This is a genomic window from Lentibacillus sp. L22 (genome assembly GCF_040812445.1).
Classification (GTDB): Bacteria; Bacillota; Bacilli; order Bacillales; family Amphibacillaceae; genus Lentibacillus_C; species Lentibacillus_C daqui.
In genome coordinates, this window is record NZ_JBFNXI010000014.1 from 34,429 (window position 1) to 55,693 (window position 21,265).

The 21,265-nt window shown below is 42.6% G+C and carries 24 protein-coding genes; 17 read left to right on the top strand and 7 right to left on the bottom strand.

Features of this window, described 5'->3' with window-relative positions; translation table 11 throughout:
• Nucleotides 1-167: 167 nt before the first annotated feature.
• On the bottom strand, nucleotides 168-710 hold the full coding sequence (locus ABRT01_RS08740; RefSeq protein ID WP_367746828.1) for an NADPH-dependent FMN reductase: 543 nt from the start codon (nucleotides 708-710) through the stop codon (nucleotides 168-170).
• Nucleotides 711-1,253: 543 nt separating this feature from the next.
• Between ABRT01_RS08740 and ABRT01_RS08745 the strand changes: the two genes are divergently transcribed.
• The 5 genes from ABRT01_RS08745 to ABRT01_RS08765 all read left to right on the top strand — a co-directional run bounded on the left by ABRT01_RS08745 (nucleotide 1,254) and on the right by ABRT01_RS08765 (nucleotide 4,253).
• Entirely contained in the window at nucleotides 1,254-2,222 is a 969-nt protein-coding gene (locus ABRT01_RS08745) for a ribonuclease YeeF family protein (protein WP_367746829.1), read from the top strand.
• Complete coding sequence (locus tag ABRT01_RS08750; RefSeq protein ID WP_367746830.1) at nucleotides 2,219-2,443, top strand: hypothetical protein; 225 nt, start codon at nucleotides 2,219-2,221, stop codon at nucleotides 2,441-2,443. Before ABRT01_RS08745 ends, ABRT01_RS08750 begins: the two co-directional genes overlap by 4 nt.
• Nucleotides 2,444-2,447: 4 nt before the next feature.
• Nucleotides 2,448-2,879 carry a YrhA family protein gene (locus ABRT01_RS08755; RefSeq protein ID WP_367746831.1) on the top strand — a complete coding sequence of 144 codons (432 nt, stop codon included), beginning with the start codon at nucleotides 2,448-2,450 and terminating at the stop codon, nucleotides 2,877-2,879.
• Between the two features lie 625 nt (nucleotides 2,880-3,504).
• Nucleotides 3,505-3,924 (top strand): polymorphic toxin type 50 domain-containing protein, encoded by a 420-nt coding sequence (locus ABRT01_RS08760; RefSeq protein WP_483308153.1) that lies wholly within the window; start codon nucleotides 3,505-3,507, stop codon nucleotides 3,922-3,924.
• Between the two features lie 20 nt (nucleotides 3,925-3,944).
• A complete protein-coding gene (locus ABRT01_RS08765) occupies nucleotides 3,945-4,253 on the top strand; it encodes a hypothetical protein (protein ID WP_367746832.1) in 309 nt (102 codons plus the stop codon).
• 176 nt (nucleotides 4,254-4,429) lie between these two features.
• Here ABRT01_RS08765 and ABRT01_RS08770 read toward each other — a convergent pair whose 3' ends face one another.
• Nucleotides 4,430-5,056 (bottom strand): superoxide dismutase family protein, encoded by a 627-nt coding sequence (locus ABRT01_RS08770; RefSeq protein ID WP_367746833.1) that lies wholly within the window; start codon nucleotides 5,054-5,056, stop codon nucleotides 4,430-4,432.
• A 204-nt stretch (nucleotides 5,057-5,260) separates the two neighbouring features.
• On the opposite strand from ABRT01_RS08770, the gene ABRT01_RS08775 reads away from it, so the two are divergent.
• From ABRT01_RS08775 to modB, 5 genes are all read left to right on the top strand, one after another.
• The gene (locus ABRT01_RS08775) at nucleotides 5,261-5,698 is read left to right on the top strand and encodes a hypothetical protein (RefSeq protein WP_367746834.1); all 438 of its coding nucleotides are present in this window, start codon (nucleotides 5,261-5,263) and stop codon (nucleotides 5,696-5,698) included.
• Nucleotides 5,699-5,884: 186 nt separating this feature from the next.
• Nucleotides 5,885-8,620, top strand: a complete 2,736-nt coding sequence (locus ABRT01_RS08780; protein WP_367746835.1) for an MBL fold metallo-hydrolase — start codon at nucleotides 5,885-5,887, stop codon at nucleotides 8,618-8,620.
• A 64-nt stretch (nucleotides 8,621-8,684) separates the two neighbouring features.
• The gene (locus tag ABRT01_RS08785; RefSeq protein WP_367746836.1) at nucleotides 8,685-8,891 is read left to right on the top strand and encodes a hypothetical protein; all 207 of its coding nucleotides are present in this window, start codon (nucleotides 8,685-8,687) and stop codon (nucleotides 8,889-8,891) included.
• A gap of 45 nt (nucleotides 8,892-8,936) precedes the next feature.
• Nucleotides 8,937-9,746 (top strand): molybdate ABC transporter substrate-binding protein, encoded by an 810-nt coding sequence (gene modA / locus ABRT01_RS08790; RefSeq protein ID WP_367746837.1) that lies wholly within the window; start codon nucleotides 8,937-8,939, stop codon nucleotides 9,744-9,746.
• Nucleotides 9,727-10,401 (top strand): molybdate ABC transporter permease subunit, encoded by a 675-nt coding sequence (gene modB, locus ABRT01_RS08795; RefSeq protein WP_367746838.1) that lies wholly within the window; start codon nucleotides 9,727-9,729, stop codon nucleotides 10,399-10,401. Before modA ends, modB begins: the two co-directional genes overlap by 20 nt.
• Nucleotides 10,402-10,733: 332 nt before the next feature.
• On the opposite strand, the gene ABRT01_RS08800 is transcribed toward modB, so the two are convergent.
• On the bottom strand, nucleotides 10,734-12,470 hold the full coding sequence (locus ABRT01_RS08800; protein ID WP_367746839.1) for an ABC transporter ATP-binding protein: 1,737 nt from the start codon (nucleotides 12,468-12,470) through the stop codon (nucleotides 10,734-10,736).
• Between the two features lie 346 nt (nucleotides 12,471-12,816).
• Here ABRT01_RS08800 and ABRT01_RS08805 point away from each other — a divergent pair, with 346 nt between their 5' ends.
• Nucleotides 12,817-13,221, top strand: coding sequence for a nucleotidyltransferase substrate binding protein (locus tag ABRT01_RS08805; protein ID WP_269410382.1), 405 nt, complete (start codon nucleotides 12,817-12,819; stop codon nucleotides 13,219-13,221).
• A 93-nt stretch (nucleotides 13,222-13,314) separates the two neighbouring features.
• Entirely contained in the window at nucleotides 13,315-13,530 is a 216-nt protein-coding gene (locus tag ABRT01_RS08810; RefSeq protein WP_269410381.1) for a nucleotidyltransferase domain-containing protein, read from the top strand.
• 252 nt (nucleotides 13,531-13,782) lie between these two features.
• Here the strand turns inward: ABRT01_RS08810 and ABRT01_RS08815 are convergent, their stop codons facing one another.
• On the bottom strand, nucleotides 13,783-14,700 hold the full coding sequence (locus tag ABRT01_RS08815; RefSeq protein ID WP_269410380.1) for a hypothetical protein: 918 nt from the start codon (nucleotides 14,698-14,700) through the stop codon (nucleotides 13,783-13,785).
• A 59-nt stretch (nucleotides 14,701-14,759) separates the two neighbouring features.
• Here ABRT01_RS08815 and ABRT01_RS08820 point away from each other — a divergent pair, with 59 nt between their 5' ends.
• The gene (locus tag ABRT01_RS08820) at nucleotides 14,760-14,981 is read left to right on the top strand and encodes a hypothetical protein (protein ID WP_269410379.1); all 222 of its coding nucleotides are present in this window, start codon (nucleotides 14,760-14,762) and stop codon (nucleotides 14,979-14,981) included.
• 8 nt (nucleotides 14,982-14,989) lie between these two features.
• On the opposite strand, the gene ABRT01_RS08825 is transcribed toward ABRT01_RS08820, so the two are convergent.
• Nucleotides 14,990-15,496: an Hsp20/alpha crystallin family protein gene (locus ABRT01_RS08825; protein WP_269410378.1), complete on the bottom strand. Its 507-nt coding sequence runs from the start codon at nucleotides 15,494-15,496 to the stop codon at nucleotides 14,990-14,992.
• Nucleotides 15,497-15,832: 336 nt separating this feature from the next.
• On the opposite strand from ABRT01_RS08825, the gene ABRT01_RS08830 reads away from it, so the two are divergent.
• Nucleotides 15,833-16,081, top strand: coding sequence for a hypothetical protein (locus ABRT01_RS08830; protein ID WP_269410377.1), 249 nt, complete (start codon nucleotides 15,833-15,835; stop codon nucleotides 16,079-16,081).
• Nucleotides 16,082-16,084: 3 nt separating this feature from the next.
• Nucleotides 16,085-16,321, top strand: a complete 237-nt coding sequence (locus ABRT01_RS08835) for a hypothetical protein (RefSeq protein ID WP_269410376.1) — start codon at nucleotides 16,085-16,087, stop codon at nucleotides 16,319-16,321.
• A 467-nt stretch (nucleotides 16,322-16,788) separates the two neighbouring features.
• Here ABRT01_RS08835 and ABRT01_RS08840 read toward each other — a convergent pair whose 3' ends face one another.
• Nucleotides 16,789-17,745 (bottom strand): nuclease-related domain-containing protein, encoded by a 957-nt coding sequence (locus tag ABRT01_RS08840; protein ID WP_367746840.1) that lies wholly within the window; start codon nucleotides 17,743-17,745, stop codon nucleotides 16,789-16,791.
• Nucleotides 17,746-18,304: 559 nt separating this feature from the next.
• Nucleotides 18,305-19,372, bottom strand: coding sequence for a C40 family peptidase (locus tag ABRT01_RS08845; RefSeq protein WP_367746841.1), 1,068 nt, complete (start codon nucleotides 19,370-19,372; stop codon nucleotides 18,305-18,307).
• A gap of 337 nt (nucleotides 19,373-19,709) precedes the next feature.
• Here ABRT01_RS08845 and ABRT01_RS08850 point away from each other — a divergent pair, with 337 nt between their 5' ends.
• Both ABRT01_RS08850 and ABRT01_RS08855 read left to right on the top strand, forming a co-directional pair.
• Entirely contained in the window at nucleotides 19,710-20,468 is a 759-nt protein-coding gene (locus tag ABRT01_RS08850; RefSeq protein ID WP_367746842.1) for a YveK family protein, read from the top strand.
• A complete protein-coding gene (locus ABRT01_RS08855) occupies nucleotides 20,446-21,141 on the top strand; it encodes a CpsD/CapB family tyrosine-protein kinase (RefSeq protein ID WP_367746843.1) in 696 nt (231 codons plus the stop codon). The genes ABRT01_RS08850 and ABRT01_RS08855 overlap by 23 nt, the downstream gene beginning before the upstream one ends.
• Nucleotides 21,142-21,265: the final 124 nt, after the last annotated feature.

Below are 21,265 nucleotides of genomic sequence, written 5' to 3' on the forward strand. Positions count from 1 at the left end.
TTCGGAAAAATTTTTCTTCAGATCAAAGGGGGCAAATGTTCGTCTTTTTTTATTACTCATTTGAAAGTTAATTGGGGAAGACCAAAGTTGACCGAATGGATCTGGAAGCCAATTAAGGGGAGCATCAATCGCGCGGTTAGCCTTTTCCATCACAAAAAAACAAGGGACTATCTATTATTAATCCCTCGCTGCAAATAAATCATTTCATTGGCAAGTTTTTTAATCCTTTCTGAAACGTTACGATCAATAATTTCATCGCTTTCTTCATTAAAGGAATCATTTTGGATAAAGACGTTGCCTGTTGGAATCAATCCTTTAAAATAAGAAAGGACCGGCTTTAATTGATATTCCGGCACCAAGAAATGTTTATTGGACCAACCAGTTGCGACAATACCGGTTACTTTATATTTAAAGGCATTTTCAGGAAAAAGGTCTAACAAGTTTTTTAATGCTCCTGAAATGGATGCCTGATAAATGGGTGTGCCAAATACCAAAAAATCGGCGGACAGCATCTTATTCACAACATTCCAGGTATCATCGTTATAATCCGATAATGGGGCGCCCACAGAAAATTCCACTTCATAGTCCCGTAAGTCAATCAACTCCGTCTGTATAGATGAGTCAATCAATTTGGCCGCAACCAACACATCGTTTACAGCCAGGGATGTCTTATCACCGGCTAATGCTCCTGATACTCCGACAAGTTTCAATAGGATTGTCTCCTTTCTCATAACCATTCATAACATGAAATAAGGCACCGATATGGAACCTTATTCCTATTATTGTATGACTATTTAGTTGATTGTTTATGTACCTGTTAAATAAGTGCTGCATATTTATTACAGTTGAAGCTTATCTTGTCCTGAATTTTAACGCAAGCCATTTGCTCGTATCCGGGTGAGCGGCATCCCCCCAGCCCGCGCGTCAATCATTGCACCGCCAGCATAACAACCAGTGTGCAAGAGAGACATGTAGTTTTTGATTAACAGGAAAATCTGCCCCAAGGTGTGAGTCGCCAATAAAAGTTGTGATGCTGGCGATAACCTTATCTTAGGTACAATCCACGATTTCAGTAACAAAGGGTATACGCAAGGGTGGTAAAACATTTAACGACGATTTTTGCTATATATACGGTGATTTTATTACCCTTCGAACTATCATTTCATCCTCAAAAATTAAAAAAACAGTACTTTTCCCTCTTTAAAATTGGTAGAGATTTCCCATATAATATAGATAGAATTCATGAAATATTTGTGAGAAGTAGTTGCGAAAATATATCAAATAGAGAATTGCAACTATGGGTTACTGGGACAAAGGAACCGTCCCTGTGTCCCATTTGGGGGTGTTGGTTTATTAAGGTTTTAGATGTTTATCAGTTATTGAAAGGAATTAGAAAAACAGGGAAGCGCTTACATGGTTTAGGTGAACAGGTTCAGGACCTAAAGAAGCGGGTGATGGCGGTTGTGACACTGGATGATTCGTTTCGTGGGAAGGGTGCGCAGGCGATTCGTTCGTTTTATAAGGAATTGCATCTGCCCTTTTTGCTGTTTTTGGAGGGGTTTATTGCTGATTATCAGGATGTGTTAAAAGGTATGGAAAGTGAACTGCTGGCGATGGAGCCTGATGAAAATGGTTATATTCACCAGGAGTTTCTAGAAGGTGATTTGGTCGATGGGTTGAAAAAGGCGGAGCAGATGACAACTGCTTTGACGGATGAAACCAACGCAGCGATTAAATCTATTCGAGATATTGTATCGCTTCCGACTGTCGATGATGAGGAATTCCTGTTCACGTTGACCCAAGGAAGAAGCCAAATTTACGAAACGGTAGAAAAGCTACATGCATACGATGCCGACCAAACAGCCAAGTTGGAACATGTGGAACATGATATTCAGGTGATGAAACAATATCTGCAGAAGATCAATGAAAAGCAGGTTAGCGGTGATCTAAGCATTGCTGGTTATTCAGTGAAACAGCTGTCTGGTGTCGATGCGTATGATGAATTGCTTAAAGGCCTAAAGGGTAAGAGGGCGAGTAATGCCTTTTCCCGTGATAATCTAATGACTTATGGTGTTAAGGGATTTTTGACGCGGTTTTTGAACATACCGATACCAGGTGCTGTGGTGAAATATGCGCAGAAAAAATTTGAGATGCGCACCATGGATTATAGTCTGCGCTCCATGCAAACGCTGCTTGATATAGGCGGTAGCTCCATTTCTTGATGAATGCGTGTCAATACGTCACGTTACAAGACAAGGTTGTAAATGCCGAGGAAATTTCCGATTACAAAGAAGAGCTCCAAGGAAAATATATGACCTTAAATAATGGCCGGATTGTCCGGGAGTTTGAAGAAGATGAGGAAATGAGGCACTTGTTTGTTGACCCGTATCCCGGAAGATCGGCTGGAACCGGAGAAAAGGTTAAGCCGTTTGAAATGATGTGATAGAATGATAAAAGAATTGATTAATCAGTTAAAAAGTGAAATGAAGTCATTTGGAGAAAAACCTCCACAGCCTGCTGATGAAACTAGTTTAAAAAAGGTTAGGAAATGGGTGTTAAATCGTTTCGAGGGAGAGAACTTCTTTAATGAATATGAAGAATTTTTAAAAGTAATGAATGGCTTTGATTATAATGGCTTGATTATTTATAATTCCGATATTAATGATGAAAACAATGGTTTTATTAATGCCAATACCATTTGGTGGGAAAACGAGGAACTAGAAAACTATGTTTTTTTTGGGGATAGTGATATTTCTTGGCTCTGCTACGATTTGAAACACAAGCGTTTTTGTGAATTGGATAAACCTAGCGGGGACCTCATTGAGGTTTATACAACATATGAACAAATGCTGGAAGAAGCGATAAGGAATATATTGTGAGTGAAATCAAGATCCATCTGGAGATAAGGTAACAGATTGTTTTTCATCTTTTTGATCAACCGGTATTCCCACAGGTGTTTACTACAAAATCGACAGTATTCCAGATGAATGCTGAATTTGCTTGTGAGAAGACAGTATATACAAGATTTATGCAATAGGTTTACTAAATCAATCCTGGTAACATGTAATGTACTATAAAAAATAATGCCAGTAATTTTAGTGAATTTATGCATGCATAGAGATGTTGGAAGTTAAAAACAAATAAAATAACAAAACGTTGGACGGAAGGTGTATAGCCTTTTGGTCCAACGTTTTAATTCAGGATATGGGTTTATACATAAAAAGTAATTCCATAAGTGTGGGGGAGTCGCAACATTGGCATGATATCACGGACATTCTTGGGATTGACAGGTTACTGGGCATTGCAAGGACCCCTGTTAAGTCAGGTGGTTCAAATACAGTAAAATCCGCTGGCAAAGCTGCAAAGACAGAAAATAAAGTGGGTTCAGTTAAACACGGAGAGAAATCATCAACGAAATCCGTATCTAGGGCTTCAACCCCGATAGTAAGAGGAAATTTGATGGAACCATTCTAGATTCCGACAGTTAATAATTTGATAAACTCGTTGAAAAAGAGCGTTCCAGAAGTTGGGGCTGTGCAGGATAGTGCTGGTGGGCAGTATTGGTTTGTGCGGAAGCAAGATAGAAATGACTTCAATAAAAAGAAAACTGATGGCCAAGTCTTTGGGGTAATAAATGGTTTTGAGGCTAAAGTGCACCCGGGTAAGCAAGGAAAACATATACAAGGGCATTCAAATTATAAAAAGGGAAAGAGTATTTTTAACGGCGATGCGCAAAAATTATTGGATGAAAAAGCAGGAACTGGGCAATGGCTAGGAGCAAATAAGGAAAGGGTGGACTTTGGACAAGTAATAGGTAAATATGTCGATCCTATAACTGGGGAGTATTATGAAACTACTAAGGGAATTATACATTATTCAAAAAATGGTGCACATATTGTACCTTCTAATCCTATTAGTTGGTAAAAAAGGAGGACGCAAATATTATGGAAACCGATTCACTTCATAAGGTTCTACTTACTAGTTTAAAAGACAGATATTATGTCATAATTAAGTGGAAAAGTGGTTTAGAAATCAAGGGGAAAGTGGATACCTGTTATGAAACGGATAATGGGCTAGAGATAGAAGAAGATTATCAAGAGTTTTATGCATGTGCAGTTGAAGTTATTGAGATTTTAAATGTACCGGTCAAAGTTGATAATTATATAAAGAAAGGGAATTTGATAGAAGTATCTATCCAAAATAAACCAAAACAAGTTTTATTAGAGGATTATACAGTGATTTGGTCCCAGTAAATACTTGTTAGAACCTTAGAACAGAATATTTACTAATAAAAGTTTACTTCCGATTAGAGAAGATCCCAGAGGAATGTCATGTTTTTCAAAAGCCTGTTCTAAGATAAAACAATACCCCAAGACGTGATCACCTTGGGGTACATGTTAAACAATAGACGTTAGGCTGAACGAGAAGGTTATTGATGCATCGCTGTTCCCGATGACTCGCTTATAGAACCGCATGCCAGTCGGTCACCTGCGTCTCCAGCAGGCTGTGATTTTCCGTCATCAGCACCTTCATGAATGACGAGGGATGTTCTTTCATCGGGTAGTAAAGAGTTATTCTCGCCTTTTTCCAATGATACGTTTTCAACCAGAAATGACTGTTTCACCGTGCCATCATTCCCTACCACAATATTTGGCATGTCGCCAGCGTGTGGTCCATCCGGGTCATCAAACCCATGATTGGTATCATCCGGATTGTAATGGCCTCCTGCTGATTCGAAGTCTGGCGCCTCACATTGCCCTTTTTCATGGATATGAAAAGCGTGGGTACCTTTTGGGAGGTTTTTTCCTTCAATCATGATTTCAACCCCATCCGAAACCTGATTTAATGTTGCCGTCCCAACCGACTCACCATCACCGTTATTTAGGTTAACGTTAACCTTTTGGGTATTCTCGTCCTTGTTTACTTGTTGGGCGTCGGCATCTTTTTTAACCGTGTTGTCCCGATTTTCTGCGTTGTCATTATTTGCGTTTCCACCACATGCAGTTAAAACAACCGCAATAGTTAATAGAAATAAAAGGGAAATCCTGCGTTTCATCCATGCAACTCCTTTCCAACTCCAATGTTTACAATATATATTTAACATAAATGGAATAAGTTAAACCTTTTGGTGTTAAATCATTTCTATGTCGAGACTTCCTTCAGCCTTGTAAGCAAATGGGCCACTTCATCAATTATTGGATAAAAGCACCCGTTTTTTAGCAAATTGAATAAAATTATATTGTGACGAAGGGGGGAAATGATGTATAACTATTATCCACTCCGACCAAATGCAAGGAATCAAGAGAATGAAGCAAAAAGTAGTGTAATGCCTCCACCTGGCTTTCGAAGTCCATATCCGTACAATCCATATCCGTCAGGCCCCCAGGTTGCTAATCCGTCTAACCAGCAATATCCCGGGAGCTTCCCTGCACCACCCAACACCAACAAAGGGCCTGAAAAAACGTCAGAGCAACACAATGGAAAAAATACGGAGGGTTATTCCTATAATCCGATGATGTATACACCATATATAAAATCTGGAGGCGATATGCAAGCACAGTTAGAGCATATCCAACAGCTGCTTGTACAACTAATTCAGCAAAACAATGCGATATTACAGCAACTACAGCATCAGCCAGAACAAAGCCAAATGGTTTCAACACCATCTGGAGGAGGCGCGGTTATTGTACGCATGTAATTCAGTGCCAGGCACCCGGACAATTCTGAATGGTTTGGGTGCCTGGCACGTGTACCATTTGTCACGGCAGAAAGGGAAAGAAATTAGTTGAAGAAGATCAGTCGCGCATAAAAATGGGGACGACAGAGACCCTCTATCCCATGTTATAATAGACCTATCGATTTGAAGGAAAGGGTGTTTGCCTACATGAAAGTAACGGTTCTTGGTGGAGGAAGCGAAATAGGTGCTTCCTGTTTACATATTCAATTGGGCGAGACAAATATTTTGATTGATGCCGGGATGCGGATGCATGGGGAGGATCAGCTGCCGATGCTGGGAATGACAGACGAGCTCGGTAAGCCGGATGTGATTCTGGTCACCCATGCACATGCGGATCACATTGGTGCGTTGCCGGTCGTTCATGCGTTATATCCGGATGTTCCGATCTACGCGACGCCGCCGACTGCTGATTTGATGCAACTGATGATGAAAGATTCCTATAAAATTTTGACAGAGCAAAGCTGGTTGAATCAGACACTGATGCCATATACAGAAGAGCAGATGCAGCAAATGCTGAAACAAGTGCTTGTTTTGCCGGCAAATGGTGTGCTGAAAATAGGTCAGACGACGGTAACTGCTTATCGTGCCGGACATATTATGGGTGCGGTGATGTTTTTGCTGGAGAATAACGGTGAGCGTCTACTGGTGACCGGGGATTTATCGTTTAGTGGTGGGCGGACAATCCCAGGTGCCAAGGTGGCGGAAAATATCCAGCCTGATGTGGTGGTGATGGAATCGACTTATGGTAATCGTTTGCACGCGGATCGGAATATGGAGGAAAAGCGGCTGGCACAACATGTGGCGCAAACGATTGAGGATGGCGGATTTGCTTTGATTCCGGCGTTTGCACTTGGCCGGGCGCAGGAGGTTCTGTTGGTTTTACAAGATTACATGGAAAAAGGGCTGATTCCGACATTTCCAATTTATGTGGATGGCCTGGTCACACCGGTCAGCCGAATTTATCGCAATTACCCGCATTACCTGAAAGGCCCGGTTGCGCATCGGGTGCGGACAAATGGGGATGCGTTTTTAACCGAGGGCAGGTGCATACCGGTTGACCCGAAAGAACGGAAAAACGTAATAAACGGTCAACCTGCCTGTATTGTTGCGTCATCGGGAATGCTAACCGGCGGGGCGAGTGCTTGGTACGCGAAACATTTGGTCACGGATAAAAAGAATGCAGTTTATCTGACCGGTTATCAAGACGAGGAAAGCCCGGGTAAAAAATTGCTGGCACTTGCTGCGGGTGAGGAAGATACGCTGGATATTGATGGCGAATCTTATCAGGTGAATTGCCAAGTGGATAAATTTGGCTTGTCCGCACATGCGGATGCGAGTGAGATGACCCGATTTATTGAAACGCTGAATCCAACGTATACCCTTTTAGTGCACGGAGATGATGATGCGCGGGTTGCGTTGGGCGATAAAATTCATCCCCGTTTTCATCCACTGTTAACGGAAAATGGAGAAACGTATCCTTTTGATAAACGGAAAGAAGGAAAGGGCGTTGTTGGCAAAAAATACAAACGCAATCATGAACAGGAGCGGCTCCGCAGTTATATTGGTCATGTATTACTATATAAGAAAGAAGCAGATGAAACATTAAAATTTGGCCTCTGTCAAAACGTGCATCCGAAAATCGCGACATTTTACTGCGACACGCCAAAAGGAAAGCTGGATAAAGTGGAGGCCAATCGTATGATGGAAACACTTGGCCCGTGGGGATTATCCATAGAAAAATTTGCAGATGTAGCCAATCGCGTATTGACTTTTAGCCGTCCATATCTGGAAAACGTGAATTGGGATCTGGTGCCCGATTATACCTTGTCGTTGCAGGAAATTTTCCAGCGGCTTGGGATTGAAGATGAAGCACAGCAATTTGCCGTTGCCTTGGCACTGCAAAGTATCCCAGATTCACATCGACATGTAGATGTGGAAGGACGCGTTGGGTACAAACTGGATCAGAAGCTACGGTTTCAACTGAGCAATTTGGACTTGCCCATCCAGGCGAAAAAAATGAATGCCAATCATGCGATGGACAAGATCCGCGACTATTTTGCCGATCACCCACGATTCTTGCGCTGTGGCGTGAAGGAAAATGGAACGGAAAATGAGCACATGCTGTTGTCGTTTGATTTTCCCGATAGTATTTCCGATAAAGAGCAAAAACAGATTTCCCGGGATTTGATGAAGCAAACTGGCTGGAATGTGGCATTTTCTGATTCCGTCCGGCACGAAGCATTCCAGCCACTGCTTGCATCACTGTTGGAAAAGAATGTTGCCATGCCATCGGTTCACATTCATGATGCCACGGTTGTGACCAAGGAAGCGAAACCGGAAAATAGCGCGCACATCGCCGAGCAATTTAAACAAACCACCGGATTTACACTCGTGTTTGCCGAAGATGCGCATGCTGTTAAGGGGACTAGCGGTGGTGCAAGTGGTCCGGATGACGTGTACACTCCTGAAGTCGGTATCGAACCGTTGGAAAATAATCAGGCTATTGCAGTCGCCAAACAATATGGTGAAGATTACGGTGTGACCATCTTCAAAACAGGAATGAAACAAGCTGCCGGTCAACCGTTGATGGAATTGCATTTTATATCGCCGGAAGTTGCCCAGCGATATGGCGAGATGATGCAGGCGTTGAGCAATGAAATCGGTATGGCCGTAACGTATGCCAAATCCCCGAAACAAAATGAAATCATCCGCATCACCAATCAAGCCATCCCACCTGAATGGGAACAAAAAGGCAACCCATCCGTACACATGGACAAAGCGGAAGTTTCCGTTAAAGTGGGAAATGAACCTGGCGAGGAAGCATTTGCAGCAGTTAGCAGGGAGATTGAAGAGGAGACTGGATATACGTTGCGATTGAAATAGATGGGAAAAGTTTGGGGGTGGGGTACTGCTCCCTTAAAGTTGGTCGAGTGCGGGAGTTGGTCGAGTGAGCGTGAAAGTTGATCGAGCGAGCGCGGAAGTTGATCGAGCGAGTGCGGAAGTTGATCGAGTGAGAGCGGGAGTTGATCGATCGAGTGTGAAAGTTGATCGAAAAGATGCAAAAGTCAATCGGGAGGGGAAGAGATATGGTATCGATCGCCATTTTTTTAAGTTGCACAATTGTCATCTCATCGGTACACAAACCCTTGTATAATAAGATATAATGAAATATATCTTATTATACTAAGGGGACCAGAAGATGTGGCAACAGCTTAAACTTGTGGCGGTGTTTGTTTTTTTACTGGCGGTTATTGTTGCATGTTCCAATACTGAAAATACCGATCAATCATCCGGGAGCAAGAAGGCTAAGGCTAAGGAAAAGATGGAATTAACCATTTCCGCGGCAGCCAGCTTAAAGGATGCGATGACGGAGATTCAGGATACATATAAGAAAGAGCACCCTGAAGTGGCGTTGAAATTCAACTTTGCCGGTTCGGGTTCCTTACAGCAGCAAATTTCGCAAGGGGCACCGGTTGATTTGTTCTTCTCCGCGGCGGAGGATAAATTTGATCGGCTGGTGGATGAAGGAAAGATCGAAAAAGAGGATGGTGTGGATCTCCTTGGTAATTCGCTTGTCCTGGTTGTCCCCAATAAAAAAAGTTCCATAAGCAGCTTTAAGGATTTAACAAAAGCGGATATTGATCAAATTGCGGTTGGAACACCCGAATCGGTACCAGCGGGCAAGTATGCAAAGGAGTCCCTGAAAAAAATGGAGATTTGGAATGATGTCGAACCGAAAATAGTTTATGCCAAAGATGTACGGCAGGTATTGTCTTATGTGGAGACGGGAAATGTGGCAGCGGGGGTAGTTTATAAAACTGACGCAGTGATTTCGGACAAGGTAAAAATCGCGGCCACTGCTGATGCCAAGACCCACACGCCAATCATTTATCCACTTGGCATTGTCAAAGACACGAAACACAGGGAGGAAGCAAGGGATTTTTATCAGTATTTGCAAAGTGATGAGGCATTAAAGGTGTTTGAAAAATATGGATTCACTGTGGAATGAACTGACAACGAATGAATTTCTGAGCCCGATTTGGCTATCCATAAAAGTTGCGGTGATTGCTGGGATTATCGTAATTTTAACCGGCACGATTGTTGGTCGAATTTTGGCTCGCAAACGTTTCAGGGGCAAGGCTGTCTTGGAAACAATCCTGATGTTGCCATTGGTTCTTCCGCCCACTGTTGTCGGGTTTTTCCTAATTGTTATTTTCGGTAGGCAAAGTGTTGTGGGACGAATGATTGAATGGGTTTTCCAGCAACCGGTTATTTTCACCTGGGTGGCTGCCGTGATTGCCTCCGTTGTGGTGGCCTTCCCGCTCATGTACCAATCAGCAAAGTCGGGTTTTCAAGGCATTGACCAGGGGATTGAGGAAGCGGCTAGAGTGGACGGTGCAAAGGAATGGAAGCTGTTTTTCCTGATTTCCATCCCGTTAGCATCAAAGGCGCTCATTTCCGGAAGTATCCTAAGTGTGGCACGGGCATTAGGTGAATTTGGGGCGACATTGATGTTTGCCGGCAATATTCCCGGGGAGACGCAAACGATCCCGACAGCCATTTACATTGCGATTGATTCGGGAAATATGCAAATGGCCTGGATGTGGTTGCTGGCGATTGTCATTATTTCGTTTGTGATGTTGTGGTCGGTTCAGCGGAAATAGCGGGATGTGGTGATGATGGTTGTGTATTGGGAGTGGTGGTAAGCTGGGGGAGAAGTATGCTAGGGTGGGAGAGAATGCACGGAAGTCGGTAGAGAACGCGCCAACGCCTGCCCCAACGCATCCGCACCCCATCAAAAAAGAAATCCCGCCCGCCGAATTCTAACCTCCTCCCCCAATAACCGGCACTTCATTAACCAAAAGCCGGTTACAAAACCACATCAACAAAACCACTGATACCCTTTAAATTGCTTTTGCCCTTACGTACGACTTAGCCTAAACAAATATGCCAGGCCCCCGAACTAATATGCATCGCTCAGGTGCTTGTTCATTTTCTACACAAGTTGTTGTTCGGAAAATTCACGGTACAATGCGTGTGACTTGATTAATTCCTGGTGTGTCCCACTGCCTGTTACTTGGCCTTTTTCAATGAAAATAATTTTATCTGCATCGACGATTGTTGAAAGTCGGTGGGCAATAACAAATGTCGTTCGTCCTTTCATTAATTGTGTTAAAGCTTGTTGGACAGCTTTTTCCGATTGACTGTCCAAGCTGGCGGTTGCCTCGTCCATCATTAGGATTTTCGGATCGCGCAGGAATGCCCGAGCGATGGCGATGCGTTGGCGCTGACCACCAGATAGCTTCACGCCGCGTTCCCCAACCTCTGTATATAATCCCTTTGGAAAAGTTTTGATGAATTGGGCAGCGTACGCCATTTCGGCAACACGCCATAATAGTTCATCAGGTATTTGTTCTTCATTTTCCAGACCGTAACACAAATTTTCGCGTATCGTCCCGGCCATCATGGCGCTATCTTGGGGGACATAGCGGATTTGACTCCGCCAAGATTTCAGGGACAAATCTTGAATATCGGTGTTTCCAATGCGGATGACACCTGTTGCCGGTTCGTAAAAACGCTCAAGTAGTCCGAACATGGTTGTTTTTCCGCCGCCGCTCGGACCGGCAAAAGCAATCTTGTCGCCGGGGTTAGCGGTAAAAGATACTTGTCTAAGCACGGGTTCATCCGCTTGATAGGCGAATGATACGTTCTCAACATGGATTGGCAGGTTTGCAATATCCATTTCCATACCGGTTTGACCAATTTCCAGTGGCAGCTCCAAGATATCGATAATCCTTTCCGTGGCGCCTTTTGCTTTTTGTAATTGGGTAAAAAACATGGCAAAAGCGGTAATTGGCATAATGATTTGGAAAAGGTAAAGTAAAAAGGCAACGAGGGATCCAGTTGTCATCGTTCCACTTGCCACACGCATACCACCGTAACCAATGATCGTCACCATTACGACCATGACGATGAGGGACATAAGTGGTGCGACCAGTGCAAAAATACGAGCCTCCTGTAAGCCAAATCCGAGCAATTTCTTGATTCCTGCCAGTCCTTTTGCTTCTTCGTTTTGTTCTGCATTCGAGGCTTTCATTAAGCGTGCTTCGCCAAGTGTCTGCTGGACGTTACCAGTAAAGACAGCTGTTTCATCCTGAAGTCCACGCGAAATCTTGACCATCTTTTTGCCAAGCGGGACCATTGCTGCCACTGTAATCGGAACAGCAAGGAGCATAATAAGTGTCATTTTCCAATCCATTATTAGGAGGATAGCGACTGCTCCTATGATCGAGATGATACCTGTAACAAATTGTGGAAAATGCTCCGAAATTAAGTCTTTGACGATATTCGTGTCGTTTACCACGCGGCTGACTGTTTCGCCGCTTGAAGTTTTGTCAAAATAACTAATGGGCAGGCGGATGAGTTTTACCCACATATTTTCCCGAAGATTGGCTACGATTTTTTGGCCGACTGCAGTTAACAGATACGTGGACAATCCATTGACGACAGCCTGGATAATAAAGGCACAAGCAATCGCCGTAATAAGTGGGATGCTTAGCGAGGAAGCGGAAAAGCCGTCGACTAATTGTTTGGTCAGTAATGGAACGACCAGACCGGCGATTGTTGTGAGGATGCTTGCGATTAAGCCGATTGTTAACGCAACTTTTGGAATGTTTGTTGATAAAATAAGCGAGAAAAATGGCTTAAGACCGACTTGTTTGTTATTTCCCATGGTATGATAACTCCTTCTACGGGGGAACTGTGAGGCGTCCCGTACGGTGTTATTATATCATGTTAGGGCGTGTGTGTTAGAGTGAAAAGGGTTACGTGAAATTATTCGGGTGCCAGGCACACAAACAATTTTCCTCATATTATGTTGTAATTATATAAATAATCATAATAATATTGACAAGAGGTTTTGATATTCCATTTTTGTCAATAACGGACCCGCAAGCTGAAGGACGGGATGCCTATTTTTCCATGCAAGTAGGCGAACAGTTTTGGATGGTTGAATGCAAACAATGGCTTGTACCTTTGTTCCAATATAAAATATAATGTTGCCTGAGAGGAGTGTTTATATGGAACCGTCAAAAGAGGTACGGTGGCGACAGCGGTTTGAAAACTTCGAACGATCGTTCAAACTGTTGAATAAATATGCTACACAATCCGTTGAAACGGAATTAGAGTGGGCTGGGGTCATTCAGTTTTTTGAAATGACATTTGAACTATCGTGGAAAGTTCTAAAAGACTACCTGGAAGCACAAGGGTATGTAGTAAAGAGTCCAAGAGAAGCGATTAAACAGGCATATCAAATTGACTTAATTGATGACGGACATGTCTGGATGGATGCTTTATCCAAACGTAATTTAATGACTCATACATATGATGAACAGATGGCAAAGGAATTTGTCGATGAAATTGCAAACGTATTTTTGCCGCAGTTGAAGATATTGTATGAAAAACTTCAGGAGGAAAGAGAATAATGTTTGGCTTGCAATCTCGAGATCAGACGTTAATAAAAAATGCGATAGGTCTTTTTGATGCAATTGAACGCATTGATTTTTGGAAGTCGAGCGATGGGAAATTATAAAAAAGGCTCAGACGTGGATATTGCGATAGTAGGGGAAGAAGTCACGAGAAAAACGGTATCCGAACTACATTTCCTGTTAAATGAAGAGTACCCGCTTCCATATTTCTTTGACGTGGTTCATTATGAAGGGATTACGAACAAAAGCTTAATTAGACATATTAATACAGAAGGGGTTGAAATGTATCGCAGGAAGACCGGGTGAAGGCACGCCATCAACCCCGGAATACGCTGAACTGTCCGGATGCCAGGTACGCAAACAATTGACTGAGAAAGCTTCCTGCCATTGGAACAGTTCAAGCAAGGCGAAAAATCGATCGAGCGCGGTGTGAAATCGATCGAGTGCAAGAGAAAATCGATCGAGCAAGGCGCAAATCGATCGAATGCGATAAAAACCAGGAAATGACAGCACCCTTTCAATGAAATATTCGGGTGCCAGGCACACATCTAATTCTTATCATTCAATCGGTATATTTGTGAAACCATCTGTATCGTCATCTGGTTGTTGCTTGCCTGCAAAATAGCCGCTGTGGCCTCGACCGTGGTAATCAAGATAGGATTCATCACGTGACCCATTATCCGCCCCATTATCCGGCTGATTTACTGACTCACCCTTGGATTCATCACCTGACTCATTATCCACCCCATTATCTGATTTATTTACTGCCCCATTATCAGATTCGCTCCCAGAATCACTCTCGTCCATCATTTCTTGTTGTTCAGCTTCTTCTTCAGGGTTTTTCCAATCATCTATCAGCTCATCAGTAATTCCTGATGGGAGGGCGCTTTTTCCGTAAGTTGCCCCTATATTCAGTTGCCCACTAATATTTTTGATTCCCAAGTTACCAAAATTATTGTTCTGCTCGTATTTATCCAGCATAATTCTATCTACTTTCAGTTCCCGAATGACAACCGGTTTTTCTTCCCTTGGGCTTAATCCCGCTTTTATGCGTTCCATCTCACTTTTTAATTGCATTGTCTGCTGCAGGTTTTTCTCGATCAAATCGCTCATTTTCAGAACATTATTTTCCATAACAGACAACCTTTCTTCTAAGCTGTTCATTTTCTTTTGAATGGGACTTGTGGTCTGTTTGACATAATCGGACACTTGTGAATAAATATGATTCTCCATGGCGGAAAGTGTTTCACGTGTTAAAGCATTTTTCTCCGCTGATTTCCGCGTCTCCTTTGATTTATTATTGCTATATTTGGAGGTATAGGCTTCTGATCGCAATTCGTTCTCAAACTTTGCAAATTGTCGCATATGTACATCCAACGTATTCGTTTTCGATTCAAGTGCCATTACCCTTTTGGCCAGCATCTCTATTTCATCATCATTATTTTCATCCCTGTTGAATAAATCTTTTATAGGCATCTTATCTCACACCTTTTCAAAAAATATTGTCCAAAAAATGACGAAAGGAGATCCTGCAGATGAAAGCAAAGACGACTATTGGGTTGCATCATGTAAAAATAAATACAATCGATAAAAATTCCACCATTTCCATTGGCAAAACGATTGCACGTGGAAATCATGTAGTCAATCATCGAAATGAAGGATTTGGTGAACAAAATGCGGATGAAGTCACCCAAATTATGCCTGCTTCTACCGTAGAGGATTCTGATTTCACAGACGCGGAAAATATAAAAAAATAAGCTCTCTCTTATTGGATGGAAATTGGTTCATGCTGGTTATATTTTCTAATATATGTAACCAGCAGGAGACCATTGTCAAATTTGGCTTGCATGTCTTTGCTTTCAGTGGGCTCCGGCAGCTCAATCTGTCTTTCAAATTCACCATATTTCCGTTCTTTTAGGAAGGGTGATCCCGACACAATAGGCATCTTACTTTCTCCTTTGACAAGCAATTTATTTCCGGAAAGGGACAATTGAATATCCTCTTTCTTCAACCCGGGTAGTTCAATAATAATCATTATTTGCGTGTCCGTAACAAAAATATCAGCCAGGGGGAATTCGGCCGAGGTATGATGCTTCGGTGATTCTTCTGTATATACATCATCATTTTGCCCCGTTGCCCCCATATTTTGTTGGTCTCCATTTGTGTTTTGCTGGTCCATACCAGGATATTGATCAAAGATAGCATCCCAAAAGTTACCGTTTTGGTATTTTTGCGCCATCTCCATCCATTGTCTGAGTTTTTCCATGTCCATTATCTCTACCTCCTGACAAATGTCATTACACCTGGACAGGAACTAAAATTAGTTGTACATCTACGTTCTAAAAGGAGGACTTAGCCGAATCAAATGATGAAGAGCACCGTAAATGTTCATTCGGATTAAAGGTCTAAAAACATGAAGGAAAAAGTTTTCCCGGTTTTTCGATTGATTCAACTTCCACGTTAAAATAGTAATAGCGGTGTTATATATATGTATTAAGCCAATGGAACGTTCATTACCTTGATCACACAATGAATATGAAAATTTCCTTTTTTCTCATAAGCAAGCAGGCGGTGTAATATATTCACTTAAGGGAGGGGGCAGCAATAGATGAAAGGTGCATCAGTCAATATCAATATTTTTGTGTTAAAAATCAACTCCTTTGAAAATGCGTCTGCCGTCAATGTAGGTCAAAACGTGCTAGCTGATTGGAATAACTCGGATAAGAAAACACAAGGGTTTGGGCAAAACTTTGGGGATGGAAGTGACTTTGTAAGTCCGCAAAGTTTTATTGATGACCGGGATCAAGTGGATTCGCCATCAACCTTTCATGCCTTACCCAAAAAGATGGAGGGATAACAAATGGTGTTTTTTGGACCTGTAGCCGTAAATGTCTTGGCGATCAAGGTGAATGCAATGGATAGGAATTCATCAATGAACTTGGCACCTTCCCCGCGTGTAGATACATTTTTAACCATTAAGCAAAACTATGGGTTAGGAGAAGAAAACGGCGATTTTACAATCACGAATGTCCCGCTCAATCTCGTCAATGATTTGGATGTAAATGACACAAATGCCCAGAAGACAAGTATCGTGTAATGCTGGCAGTTCTGTTCACAAAAATCATCGGAAAGGCGGATCTGGTAGTGGTTCGCCTTTTTGGGTGATTTAGAGTAAGCAACAAGTCGATTGAGATAAAGCTGCGGTGTCCGATGGAGATATAAACAGTGATGCATGCGCCGATAACGTATAAACCGGTCAAGCTACCGAACATCTCATATTCCGATAACGATCACTTTTTCATTCACCTTGATCAACTTTCACGCATGTTCGACCAACTTTCCCTCGTTTCCGATCAACTTTCATGCATGTTTGCTCAACTTTCCCTCGTTTGTGATTAACTTTCCCGCTAGTTCGCTCAACTTTCCCTCGTTTTCGATCAACCTTCCACACCGGTCCAAGTAATTCTTATTAAGATTAGGTTAACTTGTCTTATAACCGGCCTTTGGTTAATTAAACACCGGTTTATGAGTGAATCGTATCCGTTATTTAACTTGTGCGGGACATCAGCGTTTTTTCGTCCAGTATTTGCCCTTTTGGAAATAAGTCAAGTTATATGATTTCAAAATTCTTGAGGCTAGATGACGCGAATTAATTTTTAGGAACCACATATATTCACGGTTCGTTACTTTATCACTAATCAATAGGAAATAAACATCTAGCGCCCGTGTATGTGCATTTTTGCTTAACTTCCCACATCGTCTACATTTCCAGTTCGCATACTGTCTTTCCATTGCCAAAACTCCACACTCCGGACAACCCACCCCAGGCAAAATCATTTCCTTCGTCATACCATATTTCCCCAAGATATCTATATCAAATTCCTCACATTCACTCAAAATAGCATCACTTATCTTTTTAACCGGCAAGTTGGCACTATTGCTCTGTGCATATGCTGCATCTATTTCGAGTATTCGCTGTGGGAGATGTTCTGCATGTGTGACGACTTTGGCGATTCCCTGCTTGTCTCCTTCTACTTTTATAATCGTACCTGGATCGGCGATAGCTATGAAATAACGAATGGGTACATTTGCAAAATGATGATCGTGCAGCCAATTTTCGAGGTGCAGCTGATGATTCTCCGCTTGTGTAATTGGGTATTTAAAGCCTGTCTCCTTTTCACCGTCATCACGGATAAGTTGCTTGAGAAGCGTGTCAAAGGTGATCGTTCCTTTATAATTTTTAATTTCAATGATAAAGATGGCATATGGAGTAAGAATAAATGAGTCGATCTGGATAGAGTTTCCATATGGGAGTTTGAGGTGGACATCATGCAGAATGGTATATTTCTTGGCGAGCGATCTTAGGTGATAATCAACTCTTTTTTCACCGATATATCCTGTCATTCGTTTTGCCAGATCCTGTTGCATATCTGGTAAACAACTGAAATAAGAGGGTGTTCGTGGAATAAGCACTTCCAGTTTCCGTAGTGGCAGTGGCTTGGGGCGTTTTCGAAGTAACATAGAATTCTCCTTTTCCTATTAAATTGTTAGTATATATTTCATATTATAGCATATTTCGGGGAGTTTAATAGCACTGAAATGATGTTGGCGAATTAATTAAACTGGAGGAAATTTTAGGTACGTTCCTCCACCCGGAAATGCCTTGGCACGGATTCCCTGAATGTTGACCGTGCCAGGTGTTACACTTGGTATGGACTTCTCATTGGAAGTGTCTTATGGAAAATTTGATCGATCGAATGTGAAAGTTGATCGGGAATGAAGAAAAGTTGATCGATTGAGCGAGAAAGTTGATCGGGAACGAGGAAAAGTTGATCGAAGGAGCGAGAAAGTCGATCGGAAACGGTGAAAAGTTGATCGAAAGGGCGAAAAAGTTGATCGAGTGTCCCGCCCCGCCCCAGCCCACGCACCAACCCAACATAAAAAAGGAATCCGACCAAAAGCCGGATTCCTACCATCTTCTCCAATAACCGGTACTTTCATTAATCAAACCAAATGAATCAAAAGCCGGTTATACTATCATTCAATAAGGCATACCAAAGGGAGCAGTTAACTCGATGTATTAATAAAACCGCTTATATCCTTCAAAGTGCTTGCTCCAATACGGGTTGCTCAGGCTGTTAATCTTCACGCCATCTGATTCGGCGCTGATGAATTGGTTGCCGCCCAAGTAGATGCCGACATGGGAGATGCCGCTCTTATAGGTGTTCTCGAAAAAGACGAGATCGCCTACAGCTGGTTTGTTGACATAGGCCGAACGGTTGTAATAGCCTTCAGCTGATGTACGGTTGATCGATTTGCCTGCTTGATTGTAGGCGTAATAGATAAATCCGCTACAGTCGAACCCGCTTGGACTAGAGCCGCCCCATACATACGGGACCCCACTTTGACTTTTGGCAATGCTAGCCACTTTGCTTGCATCATAGCTGGCACCGCTGGAAGAATCGCTTGAGCCGGATGAACCAGAGCCCGAGTTGGAATCGGAACCTGCTGATGATGAGCTCTTGCTAATGTTCAACTTTTGCCCAACAATAATCAGATCAGATTTCAGGTTGTTCCATTTTTTCAAATTGGCAACGCTAACGCCGTACTTGCTACCGATGCCCGATAACGTGTCACCGGAACGAACGGTGTGCACTTTTGCTGAGCCAACACTACCACCATTCGAGCTTGATCCCGAAGAACTTGAGCCGCCAGATGCATTCGAACCGCTGGAAGAACTTCCATTTTTCGTGACAGCCAATACATCTCCAGGAAAAATTAATGTCGATTTCAAGTTGTTCCAGTTCATTAATTCAGAAACGGATATGTTATGTTTGGCGGCGATCCCCGATAAGGTGTCACCCGATTTTACAGTATATGTAGAACCAGATTTATTAGTAGAATTAGAGTTGGATGGTTGTTTTTTATTCCCAGTTTCCAGTACCTGCTTTGGATAGATAACGTCACTGGTCAGGCTGTTTGCCGATTTCAATTGACCAACCGTTGTATTGTATTTTTGTGCGATGGCCCATAGCGTGTCACCACTTTTTACTTTATAGGAAGCTGCGTCTGCTTCATCGGCGACAAAAAATGCCGAAGCGATGGCTGCACTCGCAGATACTGACATAATTAATTTCTTATTCGTCAATTCTCTACCCCTCTCACATGAAAATTTTACTAACTATGTCACGATTATATCAATTAAGGTAAAAGTTTGATAGATTTCCAATAGATTTGTAATATTATTGTAATATGACAGTAAGTTCGAATAGTTCGGTAACAGACCATTTCAAAAAAGTCTCACATCACTAGACAGGTTTGTGGTATAATGTCGAATGGAATTATCAATTTTTCAATAGACATGAAGTATAATTCTTATAAAAATCGGCAAACAAGCCCATTCATCAGCAGTGCGTCGTTCACATGATCTGACCTGCTCGGTAACTTGGCGACGCTTGACGAGACATGTTATTGGAGGTACAAAAATGGAAGAAACGATCTCCCTTGGGGAAATTTTTGCAGTGATCAAGAAGCGGTTGCTGCTGATTGTAGCGCTGGTTGTGGCAGCAGCCCTGATTAGTGCCGGGGTCAGTTATTTTGTGTTGACACCGACCTATGAATCTAGTTCCCAGTTTATCGTTAACCAGAGCGATAAAGATGCGAAGACACCATATGATGAAAATAATATCCGGACAAATGTGGAACTGATTAATACGTATAATGTCATTATTAAGAGTCCGGCGATTTTAGATGAGGTCATCGACGAGCTGAATTTGTCACTCAGCACGCAGCAGTTGCAGGATAAATTGGAGGTATCCAGTGCGGAAGATTCGCAGGTAGTAACCGTCACGGCTACGGATGCGGATCCGCAAATGGCTACCGAGATGGCAAATACGACGGTGCAAGTATTCCAAAAGCAGATTCCGGATTTAATGAATGTGGATAACGTAAAAATTCTCTCGGAAGCACAAACGAAAGCAGATCCGTCACCGGTTAGCCCGAGACCATTATTGAATATTGCTATTGCTATTGTACTTGGTGCAATGGTTGGCGTCGGATTGGCGTTTTTGCTGGAGTATCTAGACAATACAATTAAGTCGGAAAACGATATCGAAAAGCGGTTAGACATACCTGTGCTTGGTGTCGTGTCACACATGGAAGACAGCGACATTAAAATCGATCATTCAAGACAGGCACAACGGCGGGTAAGGAGTGGGATGAATGCGCAAAAAGAATCAATCTAAACAGAGTAAAACCAAGCAGTTAATCGCCCAACTCAGCCCGCGTTCCCCCATTTCGGAACAATACCGGACGATTCGCACCAATTTGCAGTTTTCTGCGATTGATGAGGAGCTGCAATCAATGTTGATTACCTCGTCTGAACCTGGAGAAGGCAAAACAATGACTACAGCAAATTTGGCGGTTGTTTATGCACAGCAGGGGAAGAAAGTGTTGCTGATTGATGCCGATTTACGTAAGCCGAACATGCATTATACGTTTCGCGTCGATAATATTAAAGGACTCAGCAATATCCTGGTCGGGGATACCACGATGGAGGACGCCATTTCCATAACAGATGTGCCTGATTTGGATGTGATCACTTGTGGACCAATCCCACCGAATCCTTCTGAACTCTTGTCGTCAAAACGAATGGAACAACTGGTGTATCGGGCCAAAAGTGCGTATGATCTGATCATATTCGATACCCCGCCAATCCTCGCAGTGGCGGATGCGAAAATTTTGGCCAACATTTGCGATGGGGCAATCCTGGTCGTACGCAGCAAGCAAACGGAATATGAAGCTGCAGCCAAGGCGATCGAATTATTAAAACCAGCTCCCGCCAAAATGCTTGGTACTATTTTAAATGATCGCAGCAAGAAGGAAGACAATTATTACTATTATTATGGGGAAAAATAGGCGATAACTCCTCTTCATCCAGTAAGGGGAGTTTTTGCTATACGATATAACCTTCAACTACTTCTCAAACCACTCTGAAAGTAAAAGGAAGCCGATTTCATGGCATCGTCGACGTTGGCGATGC